General features: G+C 63.9%; 11 protein-coding genes. 8 read left to right on the forward strand and 3 right to left on the reverse strand.

Annotated features, from left to right (window positions below):
- Positions 1 to 44 precede the first annotated feature (44 nt).
- Positions 45 to 506, forward strand: coding sequence for an Lrp/AsnC family transcriptional regulator (locus SKA58_RS16120; protein ID WP_009823535.1), 462 nt, complete (start codon positions 45 to 47; stop codon positions 504 to 506).
- Positions 507 to 529: 23 nt separating this feature from the next.
- Here the strand turns inward: SKA58_RS16120 and SKA58_RS16125 are convergent, their stop codons facing one another.
- The gene (locus SKA58_RS16125) at positions 530 to 2,362 is read right to left on the reverse strand and encodes a gamma-glutamyltransferase family protein (RefSeq protein WP_009823536.1); all 1,833 of its coding nucleotides are present in this window, start codon (positions 2,360 to 2,362) and stop codon (positions 530 to 532) included.
- The gene (locus tag SKA58_RS16130; protein WP_009823537.1) at positions 2,362 to 5,784 is read right to left on the reverse strand and encodes a TonB-dependent receptor; all 3,423 of its coding nucleotides are present in this window, start codon (positions 5,782 to 5,784) and stop codon (positions 2,362 to 2,364) included. Before SKA58_RS16130 ends, SKA58_RS16125 begins: the two co-directional genes overlap by 1 nt.
- A 381-nt stretch (positions 5,785 to 6,165) precedes the next feature.
- On the opposite strand from SKA58_RS16130, the gene SKA58_RS16135 reads away from it, so the two are divergent.
- The 4 genes from SKA58_RS16135 (at position 6,166) to SKA58_RS16150 (ending at position 12,553) form a co-directional block, all read left to right on the forward strand.
- Positions 6,166 to 6,753: an RNA polymerase sigma factor gene (locus SKA58_RS16135; RefSeq protein WP_269572093.1), complete on the forward strand. Its 588-nt coding sequence runs from the start codon at positions 6,166 to 6,168 to the stop codon at positions 6,751 to 6,753.
- Positions 6,689 to 7,645 carry a FecR family protein gene (locus SKA58_RS16140; RefSeq protein ID WP_009823539.1) on the forward strand — a complete coding sequence of 319 codons (957 nt, stop codon included), beginning with the start codon at positions 6,689 to 6,691 and terminating at the stop codon, positions 7,643 to 7,645. The genes SKA58_RS16135 and SKA58_RS16140 overlap by 65 nt, the downstream gene beginning before the upstream one ends.
- Positions 7,646 to 7,708: 63 nt before the next feature.
- On the forward strand, positions 7,709 to 9,583 hold the full coding sequence (locus SKA58_RS16145; RefSeq protein WP_009823540.1) for a gamma-glutamyltransferase family protein: 1,875 nt from the start codon (positions 7,709 to 7,711) through the stop codon (positions 9,581 to 9,583).
- A gap of 33 nt (positions 9,584 to 9,616) precedes the next feature.
- The gene (locus SKA58_RS16150) at positions 9,617 to 12,553 is read left to right on the forward strand and encodes an LpqB family beta-propeller domain-containing protein (RefSeq protein WP_009823541.1); all 2,937 of its coding nucleotides are present in this window, start codon (positions 9,617 to 9,619) and stop codon (positions 12,551 to 12,553) included.
- Between the two features lie 45 nt (positions 12,554 to 12,598).
- Here the strand turns inward: SKA58_RS16150 and katG are convergent, their stop codons facing one another.
- A complete protein-coding gene (gene katG / locus SKA58_RS16155; RefSeq protein WP_009823542.1) occupies positions 12,599 to 14,806 on the reverse strand; it encodes a catalase/peroxidase HPI in 2,208 nt (735 codons plus the stop codon).
- A 220-nt stretch (positions 14,807 to 15,026) separates the two neighbouring features.
- Between katG and SKA58_RS16160 the strand changes: the two genes are divergently transcribed.
- The 3 genes from SKA58_RS16160 (at position 15,027) to SKA58_RS16170 (ending at position 20,111) form a co-directional block, all read left to right on the forward strand.
- Positions 15,027 to 16,496 carry a diguanylate cyclase domain-containing protein gene (locus SKA58_RS16160; RefSeq protein WP_009823543.1) on the forward strand — a complete coding sequence of 490 codons (1,470 nt, stop codon included), beginning with the start codon at positions 15,027 to 15,029 and terminating at the stop codon, positions 16,494 to 16,496.
- Between the two features lie 220 nt (positions 16,497 to 16,716).
- On the forward strand, positions 16,717 to 19,416 hold the full coding sequence (locus tag SKA58_RS16165) for a TonB-dependent receptor (RefSeq protein WP_232209454.1): 2,700 nt from the start codon (positions 16,717 to 16,719) through the stop codon (positions 19,414 to 19,416).
- Complete coding sequence (locus SKA58_RS16170; protein ID WP_009823545.1) at positions 19,413 to 20,111, forward strand: DUF6250 domain-containing protein; 699 nt, start codon at positions 19,413 to 19,415, stop codon at positions 20,109 to 20,111. Before SKA58_RS16165 ends, SKA58_RS16170 begins: the two co-directional genes overlap by 4 nt.
- Positions 20,112 to 20,123: the final 12 nt, after the last annotated feature.

Raw genomic sequence — 20,123 nt, forward strand, 5'->3', positions numbered from 1 at the left:
TATTCGGGATGATCTATCCCGCATGTGCCGCTAGAGCGGAAAACATGATCGAACTCGACCCATTTGAGCGCAAGATTCTTCGCGAACTGCAACGCGATGCCAGCCTGACGACGGCGCAGATCGCCGAACGGGTGGGGCTGACGCCTTCGCCCTGCTGGCGCAGGATCGACCGGCTGGAACGCGAAGGGCTAATCCGCAAGCGCGTTGCGCTGCTCGACCGGCGCAAGGTCGGCCTCAACGCGCAAATTTTCGCGCAGGTGAAGCTCAATGCCCATGGCCGCGCCAATCTGGACGAATTCAGCAAAACCATCGGTGCCTTTCCCGAAGTGCTCGACGCCTATGTGTTGATGGGCACGATGGATTTCATGCTGCGCATCGTCACGCAGGACATCGACGCCTATGAACGCTTCTTCTTCGAACAGTTGAGCAAATTGCCGGGCGTTCAGGAAATTCATTCGACCGTCGCCCTGTCGGAGATCAAGTCCACCAACGAACTGCCGATCTGACCGTGCCCCCTCTTTCAATCGGATCAATATCCCACTGAATAGCCCATGCGGCGGGGATCGCTGCCGCCCATGCGCGCGCCGGACGCATCGACCAGCACGCCCTGGATGCTGCCAATGGCGTAAGGGCTGACCATGTCCAGCCTGTGTCCCATGGCGGCCAGCGCCTGCGTGATGGCCGGGTCGAAGCGGCTTTCCATCTGCACGCGGATCGCTGCTCCCGCTTTGTAGAAACTGGGTTCGGCATGCAGCGCGAAGCGCGGCGCTTCGATCGCCTGCTGGATCGGCATGGCCCGGTCGATGACATTCACCAGAAACTGGAATTGCGTCTGACCGATCGTCTCGCCGCCGGGCGTGCCGCACACCAGTTTGAGCCGCCCCTTGTCGAGCACGATGACAGGACCATTGCCCAGCAACGCCCGCTTGCCAGGCGCAGCGCGATTGGGATGGCCGTCATAGGGCGCGGTCGATCCGATGCGCAGGCCGTTGTTGCACAGCAGGCCCGTGTCGCCCATCACGACGGAAGTGCCAAAGCCGCCGCCGACCGTCGTCGTGACCGCGATCGCATTGCCATCGGCATCCACCACCGACAGGCTGGTCGTATCCCCGCCCCGCGACCGCGTGTCCGCCATCGCCAACAGGGGTGGAACGCCCAGCTGCGCGATGTCCGCGCCCTGGGGAAAGGCAATGGCGCGGGCGCGGTCGATAATCGCGCGACGCTGGGCGGCGAAGTCCTTGGATAGCAGGCGATCGACCGGCACCGTGACGAAGCGCGGATCGCCGGCATGACGGTAGACGTCCGCCTTGGTCACCTTGATCGCCTCGATCAGCCAGTGCGTCAGCAGCGGATCAGTCGCATCGAGCGCCGCAAGATCCCATCCTTCGACGATATTGAGCTGTTCGCACAATTCTAGGCCCGTGCGCGATGTAAGCGGGCTGCAATAGACGTCCAGCCCGCGATAGCGGGTCGATACCGGCGCTTCCCAGATCGGTGTGTAGGCCGCCATGTCCGCCATGCGCAGCCAGCCGCCATTGGCCGCTGAAAAGCGGGTCATGTCCTGTGCCACCGGCCCGGTATAGAAATGGTCATAGGCGGCTTGCAGCGCCGTGTCGCGATCCGCGCCGCCTTGCAGCGCGTGCGTCTCCGCGTCGGCTAGGCTTTGTAACGTGCGCGCGAGAGGCAGGTTCTTGAACAGGGCGCGCGGGGCAGGGGGTTTGCCACCGGGCAGGAATATCGCGGCGCTGGTCGGATAGCGGGCGAGCACCGCCTGCTGCCGGCCGATGAACATCGCGATCGACGCATCGAGCGGATGGCCATCGCGGGCATAGCCGATCGCCGGCTCCAGCAAAGTCTTGAGCGGCAACCTGCCGAACCGCCGCGCCAGCGCGATCCAGCCGCCAAAGGCGCCGGGCACCGTCACCGCCTTGTGGCCGCTGTCCAGTTCCGCAGGATCGACAGCCGGATCGAACAGGGCGGGCGCGCCTCCGGTGAAGGCGAGCGAATGGACCTGTCCCGTCTTGCGGTCGAGGCAGGTGGCAAAACCATTGCCCGCCGCGCTCGACGCCCAGGGTTCCACGACATTCATCACCGCCATTGCCGCGACCGCCGCATCGGCCGCGCTGCCGCCCTGCAACAACATCCGTGTTCCCGCCATCGCGGCCAGGGGATGCCCGGCGGCAACGCCGCCATGGGGCATGGGCACTTCGACGCGATGGGCGCGAACCATGGCCGGCGCGCTGCGCGGGGCATCGGGCGCGCGCGTGCCTGATTGTGCCAGCGTGGCGATGGGCAGGCCGACCGCCGCGCTGGCGAGGCCCGCCGCGATCAACTCGCGGCGGGCAAGGCCCTTGTCCTGCATCAGAAGCTCTTCTTGATGCTGGTATACCAGTAACGCGCCTGCGGCTGGTAGAGGCTGGACAGGTAGCCGGTCGATGCCAGCGGCGGGTTCTTGTCGAAGATGTTGCGCGCGCCGATGGTGATCGCCGTGCCCTTCATCATGCCCTGGTCAAACTTGTAGGTGGCGTAGAGATTGACCGTGGTCTGGCCCTTGACCACGAAATTATTCCCAGCCGCGTCGAACACGCCATTTTGATAGACGTCCGAAATGAACTGGGTAAAGGCGCCGATCCGCACCGGGCCATAGTCCCAGGTCAGATTGCCCGATATGCGCCAGCGCGGCTGGCCGTCGCGCTTCACCACGTCGCCCCCGCCCGACACCGGCACGGCGGCGTTGATCGTTCCGTCCGCCTGTCCGTCGATGACGGCCTGGACGGCGGCCGGGGCATCGACCTGATATTTGATCAGTCGCGCGGCATTGACGTTCAGGCTGAAATTGCCAAACGAACCCGTATTGACCCGATAGTCCAGATTGAAGTCGATGCCATCCACCTGGATCGGCAACAGGTTCTGGAATGGCGCGGTGACATAGAGCAGCTCGCCCACGGGCGCGAGGCCCGTGCCAGCGACCAGCGCGATATCGTCCGCCGTGGGATCGCGCCGGACGACCGCCGGATTGCTGCTGCCCTGCACGCGCAGCAGATAGTCGAGGTTCAGCGCATTCTGGTAATCGAGCAGGCCCACGACCCCTTTCTGCTTGATCCGCCACCGGTCGACGGTGAAGGTCACCTGGCCCAGCCCGTCAGGCAGAGGCGGCTGAAGCACGGCGCCGAAATTCCAGCTGGTCGATTCCTCGGGCTTCAGGTCCGGATTGCCGCCCGACCGCCGCAACACCGATACGTTGCGCGCGCATTGGGAAAAGCTGCCGATGCGGCCGGCGCGCAGGTCCGCTTCGCACAAGATATATTCGATGCCGCCATTCACCCGGTCGAGCGTTGCGGTATTGAGCACTTCCAGATTGGGGGCGCGAAAGCCCTGCGACCATGACCCGCGCAGACGGAAGCCCTGGAGCAGGTCCCAGCTTGCAGCGACCTTGGGCTTGGCGACGTCGCCGACATCGCTGTAGCGTTCGTACCGGCCCGCGACCTGAATGTCGAAGGAGCGGATCATCGGAATTTCCATCTCCGGGCTGACCAGCGGGAGTGCCAGTTCGGCATAGGCGGACCAGACCTTGCGGCTGCCCGACACATCGGGACTGGGGCTGGCCCCCATCAGGTCCGATCCGTAGAAAATGCCGGTCACAGCATCAGTATAGGTGATGTCGACGCCGGCGACGCCGCCCTGGCGTGGATCGCGGTTGTCCCTGTAGGTTTCGCGCCGGAATTCGACGCCGCTGGCGATGCCGATGCTGTTGCCGCCCCACAGGTCGAGCAGGTTGGCGTTGGATATCTTGAGATCCCATAGCGCCAGCGAGGTCTTGTTGCGTCGGGTCGACTGGATACGGAAACTGTCCACGACCGCTTCGTCATTGGGGGTGCAATCGCCCACTGCCGGCGTATCGACACACCCGCCGTTGAAGGGATTATAGGCGTCGGGCGTGGTCTTGTTGATCGCGGCCTGCAACAATGTGCTGGACGTGCCGTCCATCACGTCCTTGACGGTCGCCCAGGTGTAAAGGCCGGCCGTTTCCCAGTTCCAGTCGCCAAAACTGCCGCGCAGGCCGCCCAGGAACCGATATTGGTAATTGGTGACGTTCACGCGCTTCTGGCCCGCGTCGACATAGTTGAGGCTGCGGATCGTGACCGGCAGTCCTTCGTCGGGCACGCCGACCAGGCCGGGCAAGCGGTTGGGATTGGCCGATCCGTCGGCCAGCAAGGTCGGGCCAAGCGGGTTCCAATAGGCGTCGGCGGCCACCGTGATCGGGATATTGCCCAGCGACCCGCCGCTGCCGATGATGGCGTCGGTCTTGCCCCGGTAGAAACCCAGTTCGCCGAAGAAATCGAGATTGTCGGTCAGTTCGTAATTGATGAAGCTGAACAGGTTGATGCGTTTGACGGACGGCTGGGTGGTCAGGTCCGGGAATGTCTGATTGGCGTCGTAGCGCAGGTTGGAATCCACCGTCGCCATCTGCGTCGTGCCGCTGGCATCGTCCCAGCACATGCCCGGCGTCGTGGCCGCAACCTGGCACCCGGGATTGGTCGCCGGCTGGATGTGAAACTGCTGCGACGCGTTGGTCAGTGCGACGCCATTGCTGGTGATGATGCCCGATCCGGTCGCCTGGAACGTGCCCCAGGGCGTACTGGTCGATGTGCCGTTGAAGGCGGCATTGCCTTCGAACGCCGTGCCAACGACATAGGGTCGCCGGTCCAGATTGGCGGTATAGTCCTGATCGCTTAAGTAAAGTTTCGATTTCTGGGCATAGCCGCCAAAGAGCGAGATGTTGCCGCGTCCGCCGCCAAAATTGAACCCGACCAGTCCGTTGACCGTGAATTCGCGCAGGTTGGTGCCTTCGGCCGCGCCATATTGCGCGTCGAACGTGGCGCCGGTGAAATTGGATTTCAGCACATTGTTGACGACGCCCGCGACCGCGTCGGACCCATAAAGCGCCGCCGCCCCGTCGCGCAGCACTTCGACCCGCTCGATCGCGCCCACTGGGATGGTGTTGGCGTTGAAGCCAAAGGTCGGCACGCCGGAATCGACCACGCCAGTGATGGCCTGCGATGTGGGGTGCAACACCGTGCGGCGGCCATTGATCAGGAGCAGCGTGTTGCCCTGGCCCAGGCCGCGCAGCGATACGGTCGACACGTCGCCGCGCGCCGCATTGCCCGAACCGCCGCCCAGCACCTGTTCGTTGAAGGTGACGCCGCCCAGCTGCGGGATGGAGCGGAAAAGATCGCCGCCAGACACGGCGGCAACGGCATCGACTTGTTCCTGGCCGACGACGCTGACCGGCAGCGCGCCGGTGGTCTTCGCGCCCCTGATCTGCGTGCCGACGACGACGATCTCCGCCCCGTCATTGCCCTGTGGTTCGGCGGGCAGCGGCGCGGGCGCGGCGTCCGACATCGTGCCTGCCACCTGCATTTGCGCAAAAGCAATGGGGCGTTGTGCCGCATTGTCACCGCGCAGCGCCGACAAATTCCTGTCGCGCAGCGTCACCACGTCATTGCGGTCGGACGCGATGACCAGATCGGTCCCGCGAATGATGCGCTTGAGCGCCTGACGTGCGTCATAGGCGCCTTGCAGGCGCGGGGTCCGCGTGTCGCGCAGTTTCTTCGAAGGCGCGATGATCTGCAATCCGCTTTGCAGGGCAAAGGATGGCAGCACGTCGGCCGCGCGGCCTTCGGGCAAATCGAAATTGCGTTGCTGCGCCATAGCCGTGCCGGCGCCGAGCGCCAGCGCGCTCGCCCCGCCCAGGATCATGGCCGTCCATTTCAATCTGGTCATGTCTTTGCTTCCCCCTCATGACGCGCCATGGGTGCGCGCCTTCCCCCGGGCGCACGGCTACCGCCGCGCACCGGACTGGCTGATCGACAAGAAATTCCACTGCTTCGATGCCGGTATCACTGCCGGCTGGCGCCCTTCTGGCCTTCCTTGTGGAAAGCCTCGGCATCCCCTCCCTGCGCCCGGCTGCATGGCCGCTGGTCACATTGGGAAAGACAGCGGCGCGCGCATTATCCGCCATGGCCACCGTCACATTTTTTACATGCGCCCTGTTTTTCACCCGATACGGCGGATTTGCCCGGACACTTCGTTGAACAGCCATGATCGTCTTGGGGAAGGGGCCGACCGATTCAGGACAGCAGGGCTTTCTGGCTTGCACGCCATATCTGTCCGCACGAACCGGCGCTACGGCGCTGGCTTTCGGGGCGGATCCAGCATGGTTTGCAGATTGACGACGTCATTCAGGAAACCTACGCCAAGCTCGCCAGCCTGGCAGCGGTCGACCATATCGAAAATCCGCGCGCCTATTTCTTTCGCGCTGCGCTGTCGGTGGTGGCGAGCGAATTGCGTCGAGCGCCGGTCGTATCCATGGAAACGCTGAGCGAAGTAGAGCGGCTGAACTTCGCCGCCGATGACCTGCCACCCGATATTCAGGCAGAACAGCGCGAGGAATTTCGCCTGGTTGCCGACGCGATCGACCTGTTGCCTGCGCGATGCCGCGAAGCCTTCATGCTGCGCAAGGTGCAGGGATTGTCCCAGCGGGAAACCGCGCAACTGCTGGGTTTGTCGGAAAGCACCGTGGAAAAGCATGTCGGGCGCGGTATCCGCCATTTGATAAATATTTTCGGACGTGGCGGAAAATCCGGTCAGCCCGCGTCTTACGACCAAATCCCGGATACGGAGCATTATGACAGCAAGGGAAAGCAGCGCGCAGATCGAGCAACAGGCGGCCATATGGGCGGCCCGTCTTGATGCGCGCGCGCTGACCCCGGCGGAACAGGCGGATCTGGATGCCTGGCTTTCCGGCGATAGCCGCAGGCTGGGCGCCTGGGCGATGGCACGGGCGGCGTTGGCGCGGGTGGAGCTTGCGCAGGCGTCCGGTAGCACCCATCCCGCCGCCCGTATCCCATGGCTCACCCGTCGGTTCCTGCTGCGCGGCGCTGGCATGGCGCTGGCGGCGTCAGCGGTCGGGGCGGTTGCCCTGGGCCTGTGGAGCGACGGCGATCATTATGCGACCGGCAAGGGCCAAATGCTGCGCATCGCCCTGTCGGATGGCAGCATCGTCAACCTCAACACCGCCAGCGAAATGGACGTGCAATTCACCGATCGGCAGCGCACGATCATCCTGCGGGGTGGCGAGGCGCTGTTCGCTGTCGCCAAGGATGCGTCCCGGCCCTTCGTTGTTATCGCCGGGGACGCGCGGGTCCGCGCGGTGGGTACGGCCTTCACTGTCCGGCACGAAGCGCGCCGCCCGGTCGACGTCATCGTCAGCGAAGGCGTGGTGGAAGTGAGCGAGGCCAGGGCAGCGCCTGTCCGCGTGTCCCAGGGGACGCGTGCGGTGGTCGATCCGCGCGCCGCCACGCCGATCGAGACCGCTGCGATCGCGTCTGACACGATTGAGCAGGAGCTTTACTGGCGCGAAGGCAAGATCGCCTTTCGCGACACCACGCTGGCCAGCGCCGCCGCGCAGTTTGCCCGTTATAATGACGAACATATCGTCATTGCCGATCCGGTGCTGGCGCAGGAAACCATCACCGGCCTGTTCATCGCCAATGACCCGCGCGGTTTCGCGCAGGCGGTGGCGGAAAGTCTGGGCGTCGTAACGCGCATCGAGGCCGGCCGCATCATCTTGAGTCCGACCTGATCGGTACGGGCAACCGCAATGCGTTCCTCCTGCAATGCCACGGGGAACAGGGGAGAAGCAGACATGAAGACACAGGACCCGCCAGCGGGATTGAGCCGTCGCGCGCTCGGCGCATGGGCGGTCGGCGGCGGCGCGGCCATGGTCGCAGGCCTGCCGCCGGCGACCGCCCAGACACCGCCGCCGCCGCCCGAACCCACGCGGCTCAAGAGCGCGGGCGAGACACTGCGGCCCGAAATCGTCGGTGATTTCGGCATCGTTGCTGCCGGTCGTCATTATGCGGTGGCCGCAGGCACGCGCATCCTGATGGCGGGGGGCAATGCCACCGATGCGGGGGTCGCGGCCGTCTTTGCCGCGGCCGTGACCGAAATATCGCATTTCGGCTTTGGCGGTGAAGCGCCGACGATCATCTATGATAGCGGCACGAAGGACGTGACCGTCATCAATGGGCAGGGGACAGCCCCGGCGCTCGCCACGCCCGACAAATTCGCGCAGCTTGGCATGATCCCGGGCAATGGCCCGATGGGCGGCACCATTCCTGCCATGGTGGACGCCATGGCGCGCGCGCTGCAACTCAATGGCACCATGACGCTCGATCAGGTGATGCAGCCCGCGATCGAACTGGCCGATGGCTTCGTCATGTATAACTTTCTGGCCGAGGTTTTCGTCAGCCAGCAGAAGGCGACCGCGAAATACAAGACCGCCTATGACACTTATTATCCGGGCGGTGCGCTGCCCAAGGTTGGTGAGATATTTCGCCAGCCCAATCTTGCCCGCACGATGCGCGTCATCGCCGCGGCGGACAAGGCGGCCCTTGCCCGGACCAAGGATCGCAAGGCCGCGATCCAGGCCGGGCGCGACGCTTTCTATAAAGGCGACATCGCCCGACGCATTGGCGCGGCGATGGAGGCGGATGGCGGCCTGATGCGCTATGGCGACCTTGCCGATTATCAGGGCAAGCTGGAAGCACCGGTCACGACGGACGTGTTCGGCTACACCATCTGCAAGGGCGGCTTCTGGAGCCAGGGGCCGGCGCTGCTGATTGCGCTGAACATCGCGGAAGCAGCCGGCATCGGCGCTATGGAACCGGGCAGCGAGGCCTATCTTCACACGCTGGCGGAATCGATCAAGCTCGCCTTTGACGACCGCAATGCCTATTTCGGCGATCCCGACTTTGCCAAGGTGCCGGCCAAGGCGTTGCTGTCCAAGGCCTATGCCGCCCAGCGCGCGAAGCTGATCGGACCCAGGGCGTCGCTGGAGCATCGCTATGGCGACCCATGGGCGATGGAGGGCGGCAAGCGACCGACGCCCGCCTTCACGCCGCATATGCTGAAAAAACCGCCGGTCCCCACCGCCGACACCACCGCGATCGAAGTGGTCGACCGGCACGGCAATCTGTTCAGCTGCACGCCCAGTTCCGGCTGGATGCTGGGCGGCGCCTATATCGCTGGCGATACCGGCGTGCCGATGAGCAACCGCATGACCGTGTTCGACCTGGATCCCGAAAGCCCCAATGTCCTGGCGCCGGGCAAAAGGCCACGCACCACATTGTCGCCTTCGATGGTGATGAAGGATGGCGCGCCCTATCTCTCCATCGGCACGCCGGGCGGCGACAATCAGGACCAGCAGATCATGAACGTGCTGCTGCGCGTGCTCGCCTTTGGTCAGCCGCTTCAGGCCGCGATCGAGGCGCCCCGCATCAATTCCAGCCATTTCCACGGCTCCTTCGCGATCAAGAAGGATGAACCGGGGGTGCTGGAGATTGAGGATCGGGTGCCCCAGGCGGTGCGCGACGGGCTGGCCGCGCGTGGGCACAAGCTGGACGTGCTCGGGCCGTTTGGCGTGTCGACCGGCATCGTCGCGGCGGGCGTCGTGCCGGAAACCGGCACCCTGCGCGGGGCGGCGGATGTGCGGCGCGAACGCTATGTCTTTGGTTGGTAAGGGGGATACAGGATGACATCGTCGCTCAGGGCCATGGCCCTCATCGCATGGCTCGGCACGGCTGCGCCGGTGTTGGCCCAGCCTGCCAACCTCCCGCCTCCCGGCGGCGAAAAGCCGATCGCTTTCGACGTGCATGAAGGCACGTCGATGGCAGTATCGGCCTCCCCCGATGGCAAATGGCTGGCGGTCGACCTGCAAGGTAGCCTCTGGATCATTCCTGCCGCCGGCGGCAAGGCGCGGCGCATCACCGACTATTTCAACGACGCGCGCCAGCCCGTCTGGGCGCCCGACGGCTCGCATCTTCTCTATTTCGCCTATCGCGACGGCGGCTACGACCTCTGGACCATCAAGCCCGATGGCAGCGACATGCGCAGATTGACGCAGGGCGCCTATGACGATCGCGAGCCGGTCTATTCACCCGACGGCAAGACCATCGCCTTCTCCTCCGACCGCAGCGGCAATTACGACATCTGGACGATGGACGTGGCGACCGGCGCGATGAAGCAGATCAGCAGCAATCCGCGCGAAGACCGGATGCCGACCTGGTCGCCGGATGGCCGGCGTGTGGCCTATGCCGGAGCGGAGGGCATGATGGGCGGCGCGCTCTACGTCACCGATCTCGCCACCGGGCAGGAAAGCCTGCTCAAAAAGGTGGAGGGCAAGGCGGATGCCCCCTCCTTTGGTCCCGGCGGCGCGCTTGCCTATGTCGTGCAGGATGCAAGCGGCAGCCATTTGTTCATCGACGACAAGCAGGTTAGCGGCACCGAAAATGTCTTCCCCTTCCGTGTCTCCTGGGGAACGGGCGGTGGTTATCATTATGTCTCGGACGGCAAGGTTCGGCAGGGCGGCCCGCGTAAGTCCACTGTCGATTTCGCAGCGACGCTCGAAGTCGTGCGGCCCAGCTACACGCGCGCCAAACGCGATTGGGATTCGACCGCGCCGCGCAAGGCGCTGGGCATCACCCATCCGCGCCTGTCGCCCGATGGCAGCCGCATCGCCTTTGTCGCGCTTGGCGATCTCTATATTGTCTCATCCAAGGGCGGCACGCCTGAAAATCTGACCAAGGACGCCGCGCTTGACGCCGACGCCGACTGGTCGCCCGATGGCAGGCGCATCGTCTTTTCCTCCGACCGGGTCGGCGGCCTGCCGCAGCTGTTCATCAAGGATTTGAAGACCGGCAAGGACCGGCAACTGACGAACATGGACACCCAGCCGCTGGGCGCGGCATGGTCGCCGGACGGAAAGCAGATCGCCTTCATCGACGTCGATGGCCGCTGGGGCGTGGCGGGCGTCTGCGTCGTGGATGTCGCGAGCGGCAAGGTGACACGGCTTCAGACGTCGCTCGGTCAGCCTGGCAGTCCCAGCTGGTCGGCGGACGGCAAATATGTCGTCATCAGCCTGTCCTACAAATATTCCAACAGCTTCCGCGAAGGCACCAATCAGGTCTATGTCATCCCGGTCGACGGCACGACAAAGCCTTTCTGGCAGATCCCGCAAGAGAATATGTCGCTCGACACGCGCAGCGGCAGCGGCCCGGCATGGTCGCCTGACGGCACGCGGATGGCGGGCATCTATGAAGGCCTGCTCAAGGTCTGGCCGGTGGCGGCCGACGCCAAGCCGCTGGGCCCGGCGCGCAGCTATACGTCGGACATCGCCTTCTTCCCGACCTGGAGCGGGGATGGCAAAACCATTCTGGTCCAGTCGAACGACGCGCTCAAGACCGTCAATCTGGAAACCGGCGTCGTCACCGACGTGCCGATCAACCTCACTTACCGCCTTGCCAAGCCGACCGGACGCACCATCATTCACGTCGGCGCACTGGTCGATTCCGTCACCGACGCGACGCAGACGAACAAGGACATCGTCATCGACGGCAACCGGATCACCGCCATTCGCGATCATGATCCGGCCAGGAGCGACGCCACTGCCCGCTATGTCGACGCTAGCACCCTGACGGCCATTCCCGGCCTCATCGAATATCATTCCCATATCCAGAAGGATTTCGGTTCGAACCTGGAAAAGGCGTGGCTGGCCTATGGCATCACCACCGTGCGCGATCCAGGCACTCAGGTCTATGATGCGGTCGAGGATCGCGAGGCGGCGGAGGCAGGGGTGCGGATCAGCCCGCGCCTCTATACTGGCGGCCCGCTGCTTGAATGGCAGCGTGTCTATTACAAAATGGGCATTGCCGTCTCCAGCCCCGCCCATCTGGAGCGCGAACTGGGCCGCGCCCGCGCGCTCAGATATGATATTCAGAAAAGCTATGTGCGCATGCCCGACCTCTATCAGCGGCGCATCGTGGAGGCGGCGCACGCCATGGGTATTCCGGTGTCGGGCCATGAAATCTTCCCCGCCGCCTATTCTGGCGTGGATGGCACCGAACATATGGGTGCGACCAGCCGCCGTGGCTATTCGCCCAAACAGGGACCGGGCGGCATGGCCTATGAGGACGTGATCCAGCTGTTCGGACAAAGCCGGCGGACGCTGACGCCGACCAATTTCGGGGCGCTGACCGGCTATCTGCAACGGCATCCCGACTATCGCAGTGATCCGCGCGTCAAGCTCTATCCCAGCTGGGCGCAGGAGAGCGTCACCCAGGATGATGATGCGATTGCCCGCATCGTCGGCCCGCTGCTCAAGGGTGGCCTCGCCTCCATGAAGAAAATGTATGACGCCGGGACACAGGTCGTGGCCGGCACCGACACGATGATCGCGACCAACCTTCACGCGGAAATCGCGTCCTATGTGGACGGGGGATTGACGCCTTTCCAGGCGTTGCAGACGGCAACGGTCAATTCCGCCCGCGCGCTTAATCTCGACGCCGGGACGCTCGAGCCGGGCAAACTGGCGGACATCGCGCTGATCGAAGGGGACCCGCGCGCCGACATCGCCAACACGTTCAAGGTAAAGACGGTGGTCGCCAATGGCGTTGTCCATCAGGTTTCAGACCTGATCGCCGCCGTGCAATAAGGGGATGAGCCGCCGGGATGCGCTGCGCACCCCGGCGGCTGATCGTCATGCCTTGAGGTCGAACCGGTCGGCGTTCATCACCTTCGTCCAGGCGCGGGCGAAATCTGCAACGAACTTGTCGCCAGCGTCGGACGCGGCATAGACTTCGGACAGTGCGCGCAGCTGCGAGTTGGAGCCGAACACCAGATCGGTGCGCGTGGCGGTCCACCGTTCCTCGTCGCTCGCCCGGTCGGTGCCGACGAACACCTCGTCGCCGCGATCGTCCACTTCCTTCCACGCCGTGCCCATGTCGAGCAGATTGACGAAGAAGTCGTTGGTCAGCTGCCCCGGCCGGTCGGTCAGAACGCCATGCGACGTGCCGCCATGATTGGCGCCCAGGACGCGCAAACCGCCGACCAGCACGGTCATTTCCGGCGCACTAAGGCCCAGCAACTGCGCGCGATCGACCATCAGCTCTTCTGTCGGTACGTTGAAGCGCACCTGCAGATAGTTGCGGAATCCGTCCGCCTTGGGCTCCAGCGGTTCAAAACTGTGGGCGTCGGTCTGTTCGTCCGTCGCATCGCCCCGGCCTGAAGCGAAGGGCAGATGCAGGTCGTGCCCCGCGGCTTTTGCCGCCTGTTCGACCCCGACATTGCCGCCCAGCACGATCAGGTCGGCGATGCTGACGCGCCCGCCAAAATCGCGCTGGATGCCCTCATAGACAGCCAGCACCTTGGCCAGTTCGTCGGGCTCATTGGCGTCCCAGTCCTTTTGCGGGGACAGGCGGATGCGCGCGCCATTGGCGCCGCCGCGCTTGTCGGAATCGCGGTAGGTCGCGGCCGACGCCCAGGCGGTCTTGACCAGCTGGCTGATGCTGAGGCCACTATCGGCGATCTTGTCCTTCAGCGTTGCGACGTCGGCATCGCTCAGCACTGGCCCCGCCGGAACCGGGTCCTGCCAGATCAGATCCTCCTCCGGCACATCGGGGCCGAGATAGCGGACCTTGGGCCCCATGTCGCGATGGGTCAGCTTGAACCAGGCCCTGGCGAAGGCGTCGGCGAACTGGTCGGGATTGGCGTAAAAGCGCTCGGCGATCTTGCGATATTCGGGGTCCATCTTGAACGCCATGTCGGCGGTCGTCATCATCGTGGGCAACCGCTTGTCCGGGCTGTGCGCGCCGGGCGCCATATCCTCGGGCTTCTGGTTGATCGGTTGCCATTGCTGCGCGCCGGCCGGGCTTTTCACCAGCTCATAATCATAGTCCAGCAGCATGCGGAAATAGTTCATCGACCACTGGATCGGCGTCGGCGTCCAGGCGCCCTCCAGGCCGCTGGTGATGGTATGATCGCCGATGCCGGTTTCATGGCCGCTCTGCCAGCCAAGGCCCTGCTGCGCGATGTCTGCGCCTTCGGGCTCCGCGCCGACCAGGGATGCGTCGCCCGCGCCATGGCATTTGCCGAAGGTATGGCCGCCCGCCGTCAGCGCCAGCGTCTCTTCATCGTTCATCGCCATGCGGGCGAATGTTTCGCGAATGTCGCGCGCAGACTGGAGCGGATCGGGCTTGCCGCCCGGACCTTCGGGATTGACGTAGATGAGGCCCATCTGGATCGCAGCCAGCGGGTTTTCCAGCGCGCGGCCCTCTTCCTCGTCGATGCGCGTCAGATTGCCTTCCTGGCCGACCCAAAATTCTTCCGTGCCCCAGTAAATATCCTTTTCCGGCTCGAATATGTCCGCGCGTCCGCCGCCAAAGCCGAACACCGGCCCGCCCATTGATTCAATGGCGACATTGCCCGCCAGGATCATGAGGTCAGCCCAGCTCAGCTTGCGGCCATATTTCTGCTTGATCGGCCAGAGCAGCCGGCGCGCCTTGTCCAGATTGGCATTGTCGGGCCAGCTGTTGAGCGGCGCGAAGCGCTGCGTGCCGGACGACGCGCCGCCGCGTCCGTCGCCGGTGCGATAGGTGCCCGCGCTATGCCACGCCATGCGGATGAAGAACGGACCATAATGGCCATAGTCGGCCGGCCACCAGGGCTGGCTATCGGTCATCAGCGCGGTCAAGTCGCGCTTGACGGCAGCCAGATCCAGCGTCTTGAATTCCGCGGCATAATCGAAATCATCACCCATCGGATCGCCGGTGCGACCCTGTTGATGGAGAATGTCGAGCGACAATTGGTTGGGCCACCAGTCGCGGTTCGTGCGACCCAGCAGGCTGCGCATCGCGGCCGGCTCCTTGCCCGGATCGCTCAGGGGGCTTCCACTTGTCCTTGCGTCCATGGATTGACTCCTCTCTCAATCGGCCGCTCAGGGGGTGTCGCGGCGTTAGAACTATAAGCCCCCAGCCCCCGCGAAAGGAAATCGGAAAAACCGCTGACAGTGACAAGCGCAACCGAACAGCAGCTGCGACCGTTCGAGCCGATAGGGCGGCGATGTGCCCGCTCTGGTAAGGAAATCTTAGGATTGGGCGCTAAACTGTTAGGCAAGAAGGAAAGGGCGCATGCATCAGACGCTGGAGGACGCCCGCCTGCGCAAGCTGGCGAGCTTCCACATCCTCGATACGCCGCCGGAGCGGGATTTTGACGCGCTGACCGCGCTGGCGCGGCGGCTGCTCGACTGCCCGATCGCCCTGGTGTCGCTGGTGGATCAGGATCGGCAATGGTTCAAATCGGCGCAGGGTCTGGGCCAGGTGCGGGAAACGCCGCGCGATCAGGCCTTTTGCGCGCATACCATCCATCAGGACAATCTGCTGGTGATAGAGGACGCCAGCGCCGACCCGCGCTTCGCGCGCAACCCGCTCGTGGTGGGCAAGCCGCATATCCGTTTTTACGCCGGGGTCCCGTTGCGACCGCATCATGACGGGCATTCCGATATGCTTCCCGGGCTTGGCTCTCTCTGCGTCATCGATACGCAGCCGCGCGCGCTGTCGGATGAGGAACGGGACATTTTGCGCGATCTGGCCGCTGTCGCGGAATCGCTTCTGCGTGCCCATGCCACGGCGCAGGATGCGCGCTATCTGGCGGAACTGGCGGAGGAGCGGGCGGACATATTGGACGGCCAGCATCGGCTCCTGCGTCAGGCGGAAAAACTGGCTGGCGTCGGGTCCTGGCGTGTGTCGCTGGACGATGGCGTGGTTCAATGGTCCGACCAGGTCTATGCCATCCATGGCTTGCCGATCGGCTCCACCCCGCCGCTGGAAGAGGCCCTTGCCTTTTATTCTCCGGAAGAGGCGCGGCTGATCGAAAAAAGGCTGCGCAAGGCCATGCGAACCGGGGAGGGGTTCGACTTCGAAACCGATCTGATTGCTGCCGATGGGCGGATGCGCCGGGTGCGCAGCATTGGCGAAGTCGAATTCCGGCATGACCGGCCCGCCGCTATCGTCGGCGTGTTTCAGGATGTCACCGAACGGCACCTGCGCGAGGAGGAATTACGTCACAGCGCCAGCACTGACAGCTTGAGCGGCCTGTCCAATCGCGCGAGCTTTGAAAAGCGTCTGGGCGAAACTCTGGCGCGGTTGAAGAGACGGGCGGAGCCTGTTGCGCTCCTGCTCATCGATCTGGACGGTTTCAAGGCGGTCAATGACAGTTTTGGCCATGCGGCCGGCGACGATATCCTGCGGGCAATGGCGGCGCGCATGCGCGAAGGCTGTATGGCCAACGCTTTTGCGGCGCGACTGGGCGGCGACGAATTTGCGTTGCTGGTCACCCGTCCGCGCGATTGTGCAGATCTGGAATCCTATGTCCAACGGGTTCTGGATCAGCTTCAGGTGTCCATCACGCAGGATGGCCAGACGCGGCGCGTATCCGCCACAGTCGGCGCGACACTCGCCGACGGCCCCGGCGTCACGCAACTGGACTTGATGCGGCGCGCCGATCTCGCCCTTTACCAGGCCAAACGCCATATGCGCGGCACAGGCAGGATATTCGGGTCCGACGCGCCGATCATACGCGACGGAGTCGCGCTTTCCTAGGCAGCGGGCGATACTGTCGACCACATTGCGGGACCATCGGGCCGGTCACTTTGGGCTTCGTCCCGTCATATTTTTCACGAGCAAGACGCTGATTTCCCCGAGCTTTTCGCTTGGCCCTTTCGCCGCGCCGAAAAGGGACGCTTGACAACAAGCATGATTTCTTTCCAAATAACGCAATCAAAGCCCAATATGTGGAATATTGGAAAAGGGAGGATGACTGGTGCGGTTGCGTTATGTGAAACTTGCTACGATTTCTTATGCGGCTCTGGCGGCGGTTGCGCCGCTTGCCGTCGCTGCACAGGATGTCGCCCCTCAAGCCACCCAGGATGATGACGTCGCCGACATCGTCGTCACCGGCATCCGCTCCAGCCTTCAGGGCGCGCTCAATGCGAAGCGCAATTCGCCAACCGTATTGGACGCGATCTCGGCGGAAGATATCGGTAAATTCCCTGACAAAAATGTCGGCGAAGCGTTGCAGCGCGTCACCGGCGTCCAGATCACCCGTTCCGACGGCGAAGGGTCGGGCGTCACCATCCGTGGTGCCGATCCCAGCCTGAACCGGGTCGAAATCAACGGCACCACCGCCCTGTCGACCACGGTCGGCGGCGGCCGCGACGTCGATTTCCGCGATCTGCCTTCCGAATTCGTCAATCGCGTGGAAGTGGTGAAGTCCGCCACCGCCGACATGACCGAAGGCGGCGTGGGCGGCACCGTGCGCATCATCACCCGTCGCCCGTTCGATAATGGCGGCAAGCCCTATCTCGCCGGATCGGCGCAGGCCATCTATGCCGATATCGGCGACCATATGGACCCGCGCCTGGCCCTGATCGGCAGCGACACCTTCGCCGACGGCACGATCGGCATCCTGGTGTCGGGCACGTTCGAAAACCGCAATGTCGAAAGCCATCAGGCCCGCACCACCGGCTGGGTCCAGCTGCGCGACCCCAATGGCGATCTCTATGACCTTAACGACGATGGCATGGGCGATTTCTTCCCGGATATTCCCCGCTATGTCATCAACCGCCTCGAAACCCGCCGCTACGCGCTGAACGGCATCCTGGAGTGGCAGCCGAGCGATGACCTCAAAGCCTATTTCGAAGGCAACTGGACGCGGTCCAACCAGTCCGTCACCTCGCAATATCTGCAAACCGGCACCAGCGGCGGCATCGTCGATACTGAAAACACCATCATCGGGCCGGACAATACGGTCCAGCATCTGGAAATGACCAACAATCCCGCACTGGCACAGACCAGCCAGCTGGGCGTTTCCTACCGCAACATTCTGGGCGACATTCGCCGCACCACCTATAATTTGGCGCTGGGTGCGGAATGGACGACCGGCAATCTGACGCTGACGCCGAAAATCTCCTATTCCAAGGCCAAGGCCTATAATAACGAGATCAACGCGACCGCCGCCGTCACCGGCATGGACAGCCTGATCGTCGATTATGCCAATGGCCAGAATGCGCCCAACATCATCCTGCCCAATGATCCCACGACCCGCGCGGGGATCAACCAGCTGACCGTCCTGCGCCGCCCGCGCTATGACGATCAGTCGGAGAAAATGGCCAAGCTGGACGCGGAATATAAGCCCGACGGCGGCTTCCTGACGTCGATCAAGATCGGCGGTCAGTATCGCGACCTCAAGGTCACGAGCAAATTCTTCAATCGTTCGACCGTGCTCAACGGGTTTTCCGATCCCGCCGTCCAGCAGCAGATCGACAATGCGGTCGGCTTTGCATCGCTGGGTACCGCGCCCTTTTTCCACACCGGTGATCTGGGCTTTAGCGACGGCTATCGCGGCTGGCTCAACATGACGCAGGGCGTGGCCGACGCGATCGGCGTGCCCGATCCGTTCGAAGCCAATGGCTGCCCGACGCGTCCGGGCGGCACGTGCCAGGTGTTCACTGACACGTGGGAAGTGGGTGAAAAGAACTTGGCCGGCTATGCGCAGGCCGCCTTCGCCTTTGATGTCGGCGCGGTGCCGGTCACGGGCGTCATCGGCGCGCGCGTCGTCAATACCAAGGTCGACACGTCGGGCTATCTGAGCCAGGGCGGCATCGTCTCTCCGGTCGCCTATGACAGCAAGAACACCGAATTCCTGCCCTCGCTCAATATGAAGGCGGAGCTTATTCCCAACAAGCTGATGGCGCGCGTCACGGCGACCGAAGTCATGGCGCGCCCGCTGCCGCAGCAGCTTGCGCCGCGCTTCACGCTGGATGTGGTGGGCCTCACCGGATCGCGCGGCAATCCGGGGCTCCAGCCCTTCCGCGCGCGCCAATATGATGCGGGCCTGGAATATTATATCAACCGCACCAGCTTTGCGTCGGTAACCTATTTCCGCAAGGAAATCAGCAGCTTCATCCAGAACACGACGGAGGATTATACGGATCCGGCGACGGACGTCACCTATACCATCACCGTGCCCACCAACGGCACGCAGAAGGTGACGATCAACGGCGTCGAAGCCGGCGCGCAGCTTGCGTTCGACTTCCTCGACGTCCCTGTGCTCAAGCAGATGGGTGTGATCGCCAACTACACCTATTCCAAGGACAGCGGTTATGAAGGGGTGGATCGGTTTACCGGCGATTCCCTGCCGTTCCAGGGCCTCTCGCGCCACAGCTACAATCTGTCGGCCTATTATGAAGATGATGTGGTCAGCCTGCGCGGCGCCTATAACTGGCGGTCCAAATATCTGATCAACGCCGCCGGTCGCGGCGGCAACCCGGAATTTGGCGAAGCCTATGGCCAGCTCGACGCGTCGCTCAACATCACGGTGATGCCCGGCGTCGCTTTCTTCCTTGAAGGGGTCAACCTGCTCGACGCCACGCGCAAGGAGAATGCGAACAGCGTCTATCGCCGCACGATCATCGAAACCTTCGGTCGCCGTGTCTATGGCGGTGTCCGCCTGAAACTGTGATCGGAACCGGCCTTTCGCGCCGGACACTGCTCGCCGCGCTGGCATCCACGCCAGTCGCGGCGCGCGCTGCCCGCAAGATGCTCTATCGGGATGATTTCTCCCACGGTCTGGATCAGTGGCTACTGGAAGCCGCGTCTCCTCAGGCCCGCGTGTCCGCCGCGCAGGGCGTGCTCGACATCGACACGCCCGCCGGCCTGACTCTCTGGTTTCGCCAGCCGCTAAAAGGACCGGTCGCGATCGCCTATGACGTGCGCGCGGTGCAGGCCGGTGGACCGCAGGACGCGGTCAGCGACGTCAACGCCTTCTGGATGGCGCAGGACCCCGCCGTGCCGGGCGGGTCGGCGCTCGCCGCCCGCCGCAGCGGCGTGTTTGAGGACTATGACAGCCTGCGCACCTATTATGTCGGCATCGGCGGCAATCGGAACAGCACCACGCGGATGCGTCGATATGTCGGCCGCGCCGGTGATCGGCCGCTGCTGCCCGCGCACGATCGGACCGATCCGGCCGCGATGCTCACGCCCAATTGCTGGTTCCATCTGCGCCTGATCGCGGATGGCGCCCATATCGCAGTGGAGCGTGACGGGGAAACCCTCTTCGCCATGACGGACCGGCATCCCTATCGCAGCGGCCATTTTGGCGTGCGCACCACCCAAAGCCATATCCAGCTACGCAAATTCTCGATCACCCGGCTCTGAAGACCGGCATAG

Origin of the sequence: Sphingomonas sp. SKA58 (assembly GCF_000153545.1) — a bacterium.
Taxonomy (GTDB): domain Bacteria; phylum Pseudomonadota; class Alphaproteobacteria; order Sphingomonadales; family Sphingomonadaceae; genus Sphingobium; species Sphingobium soli.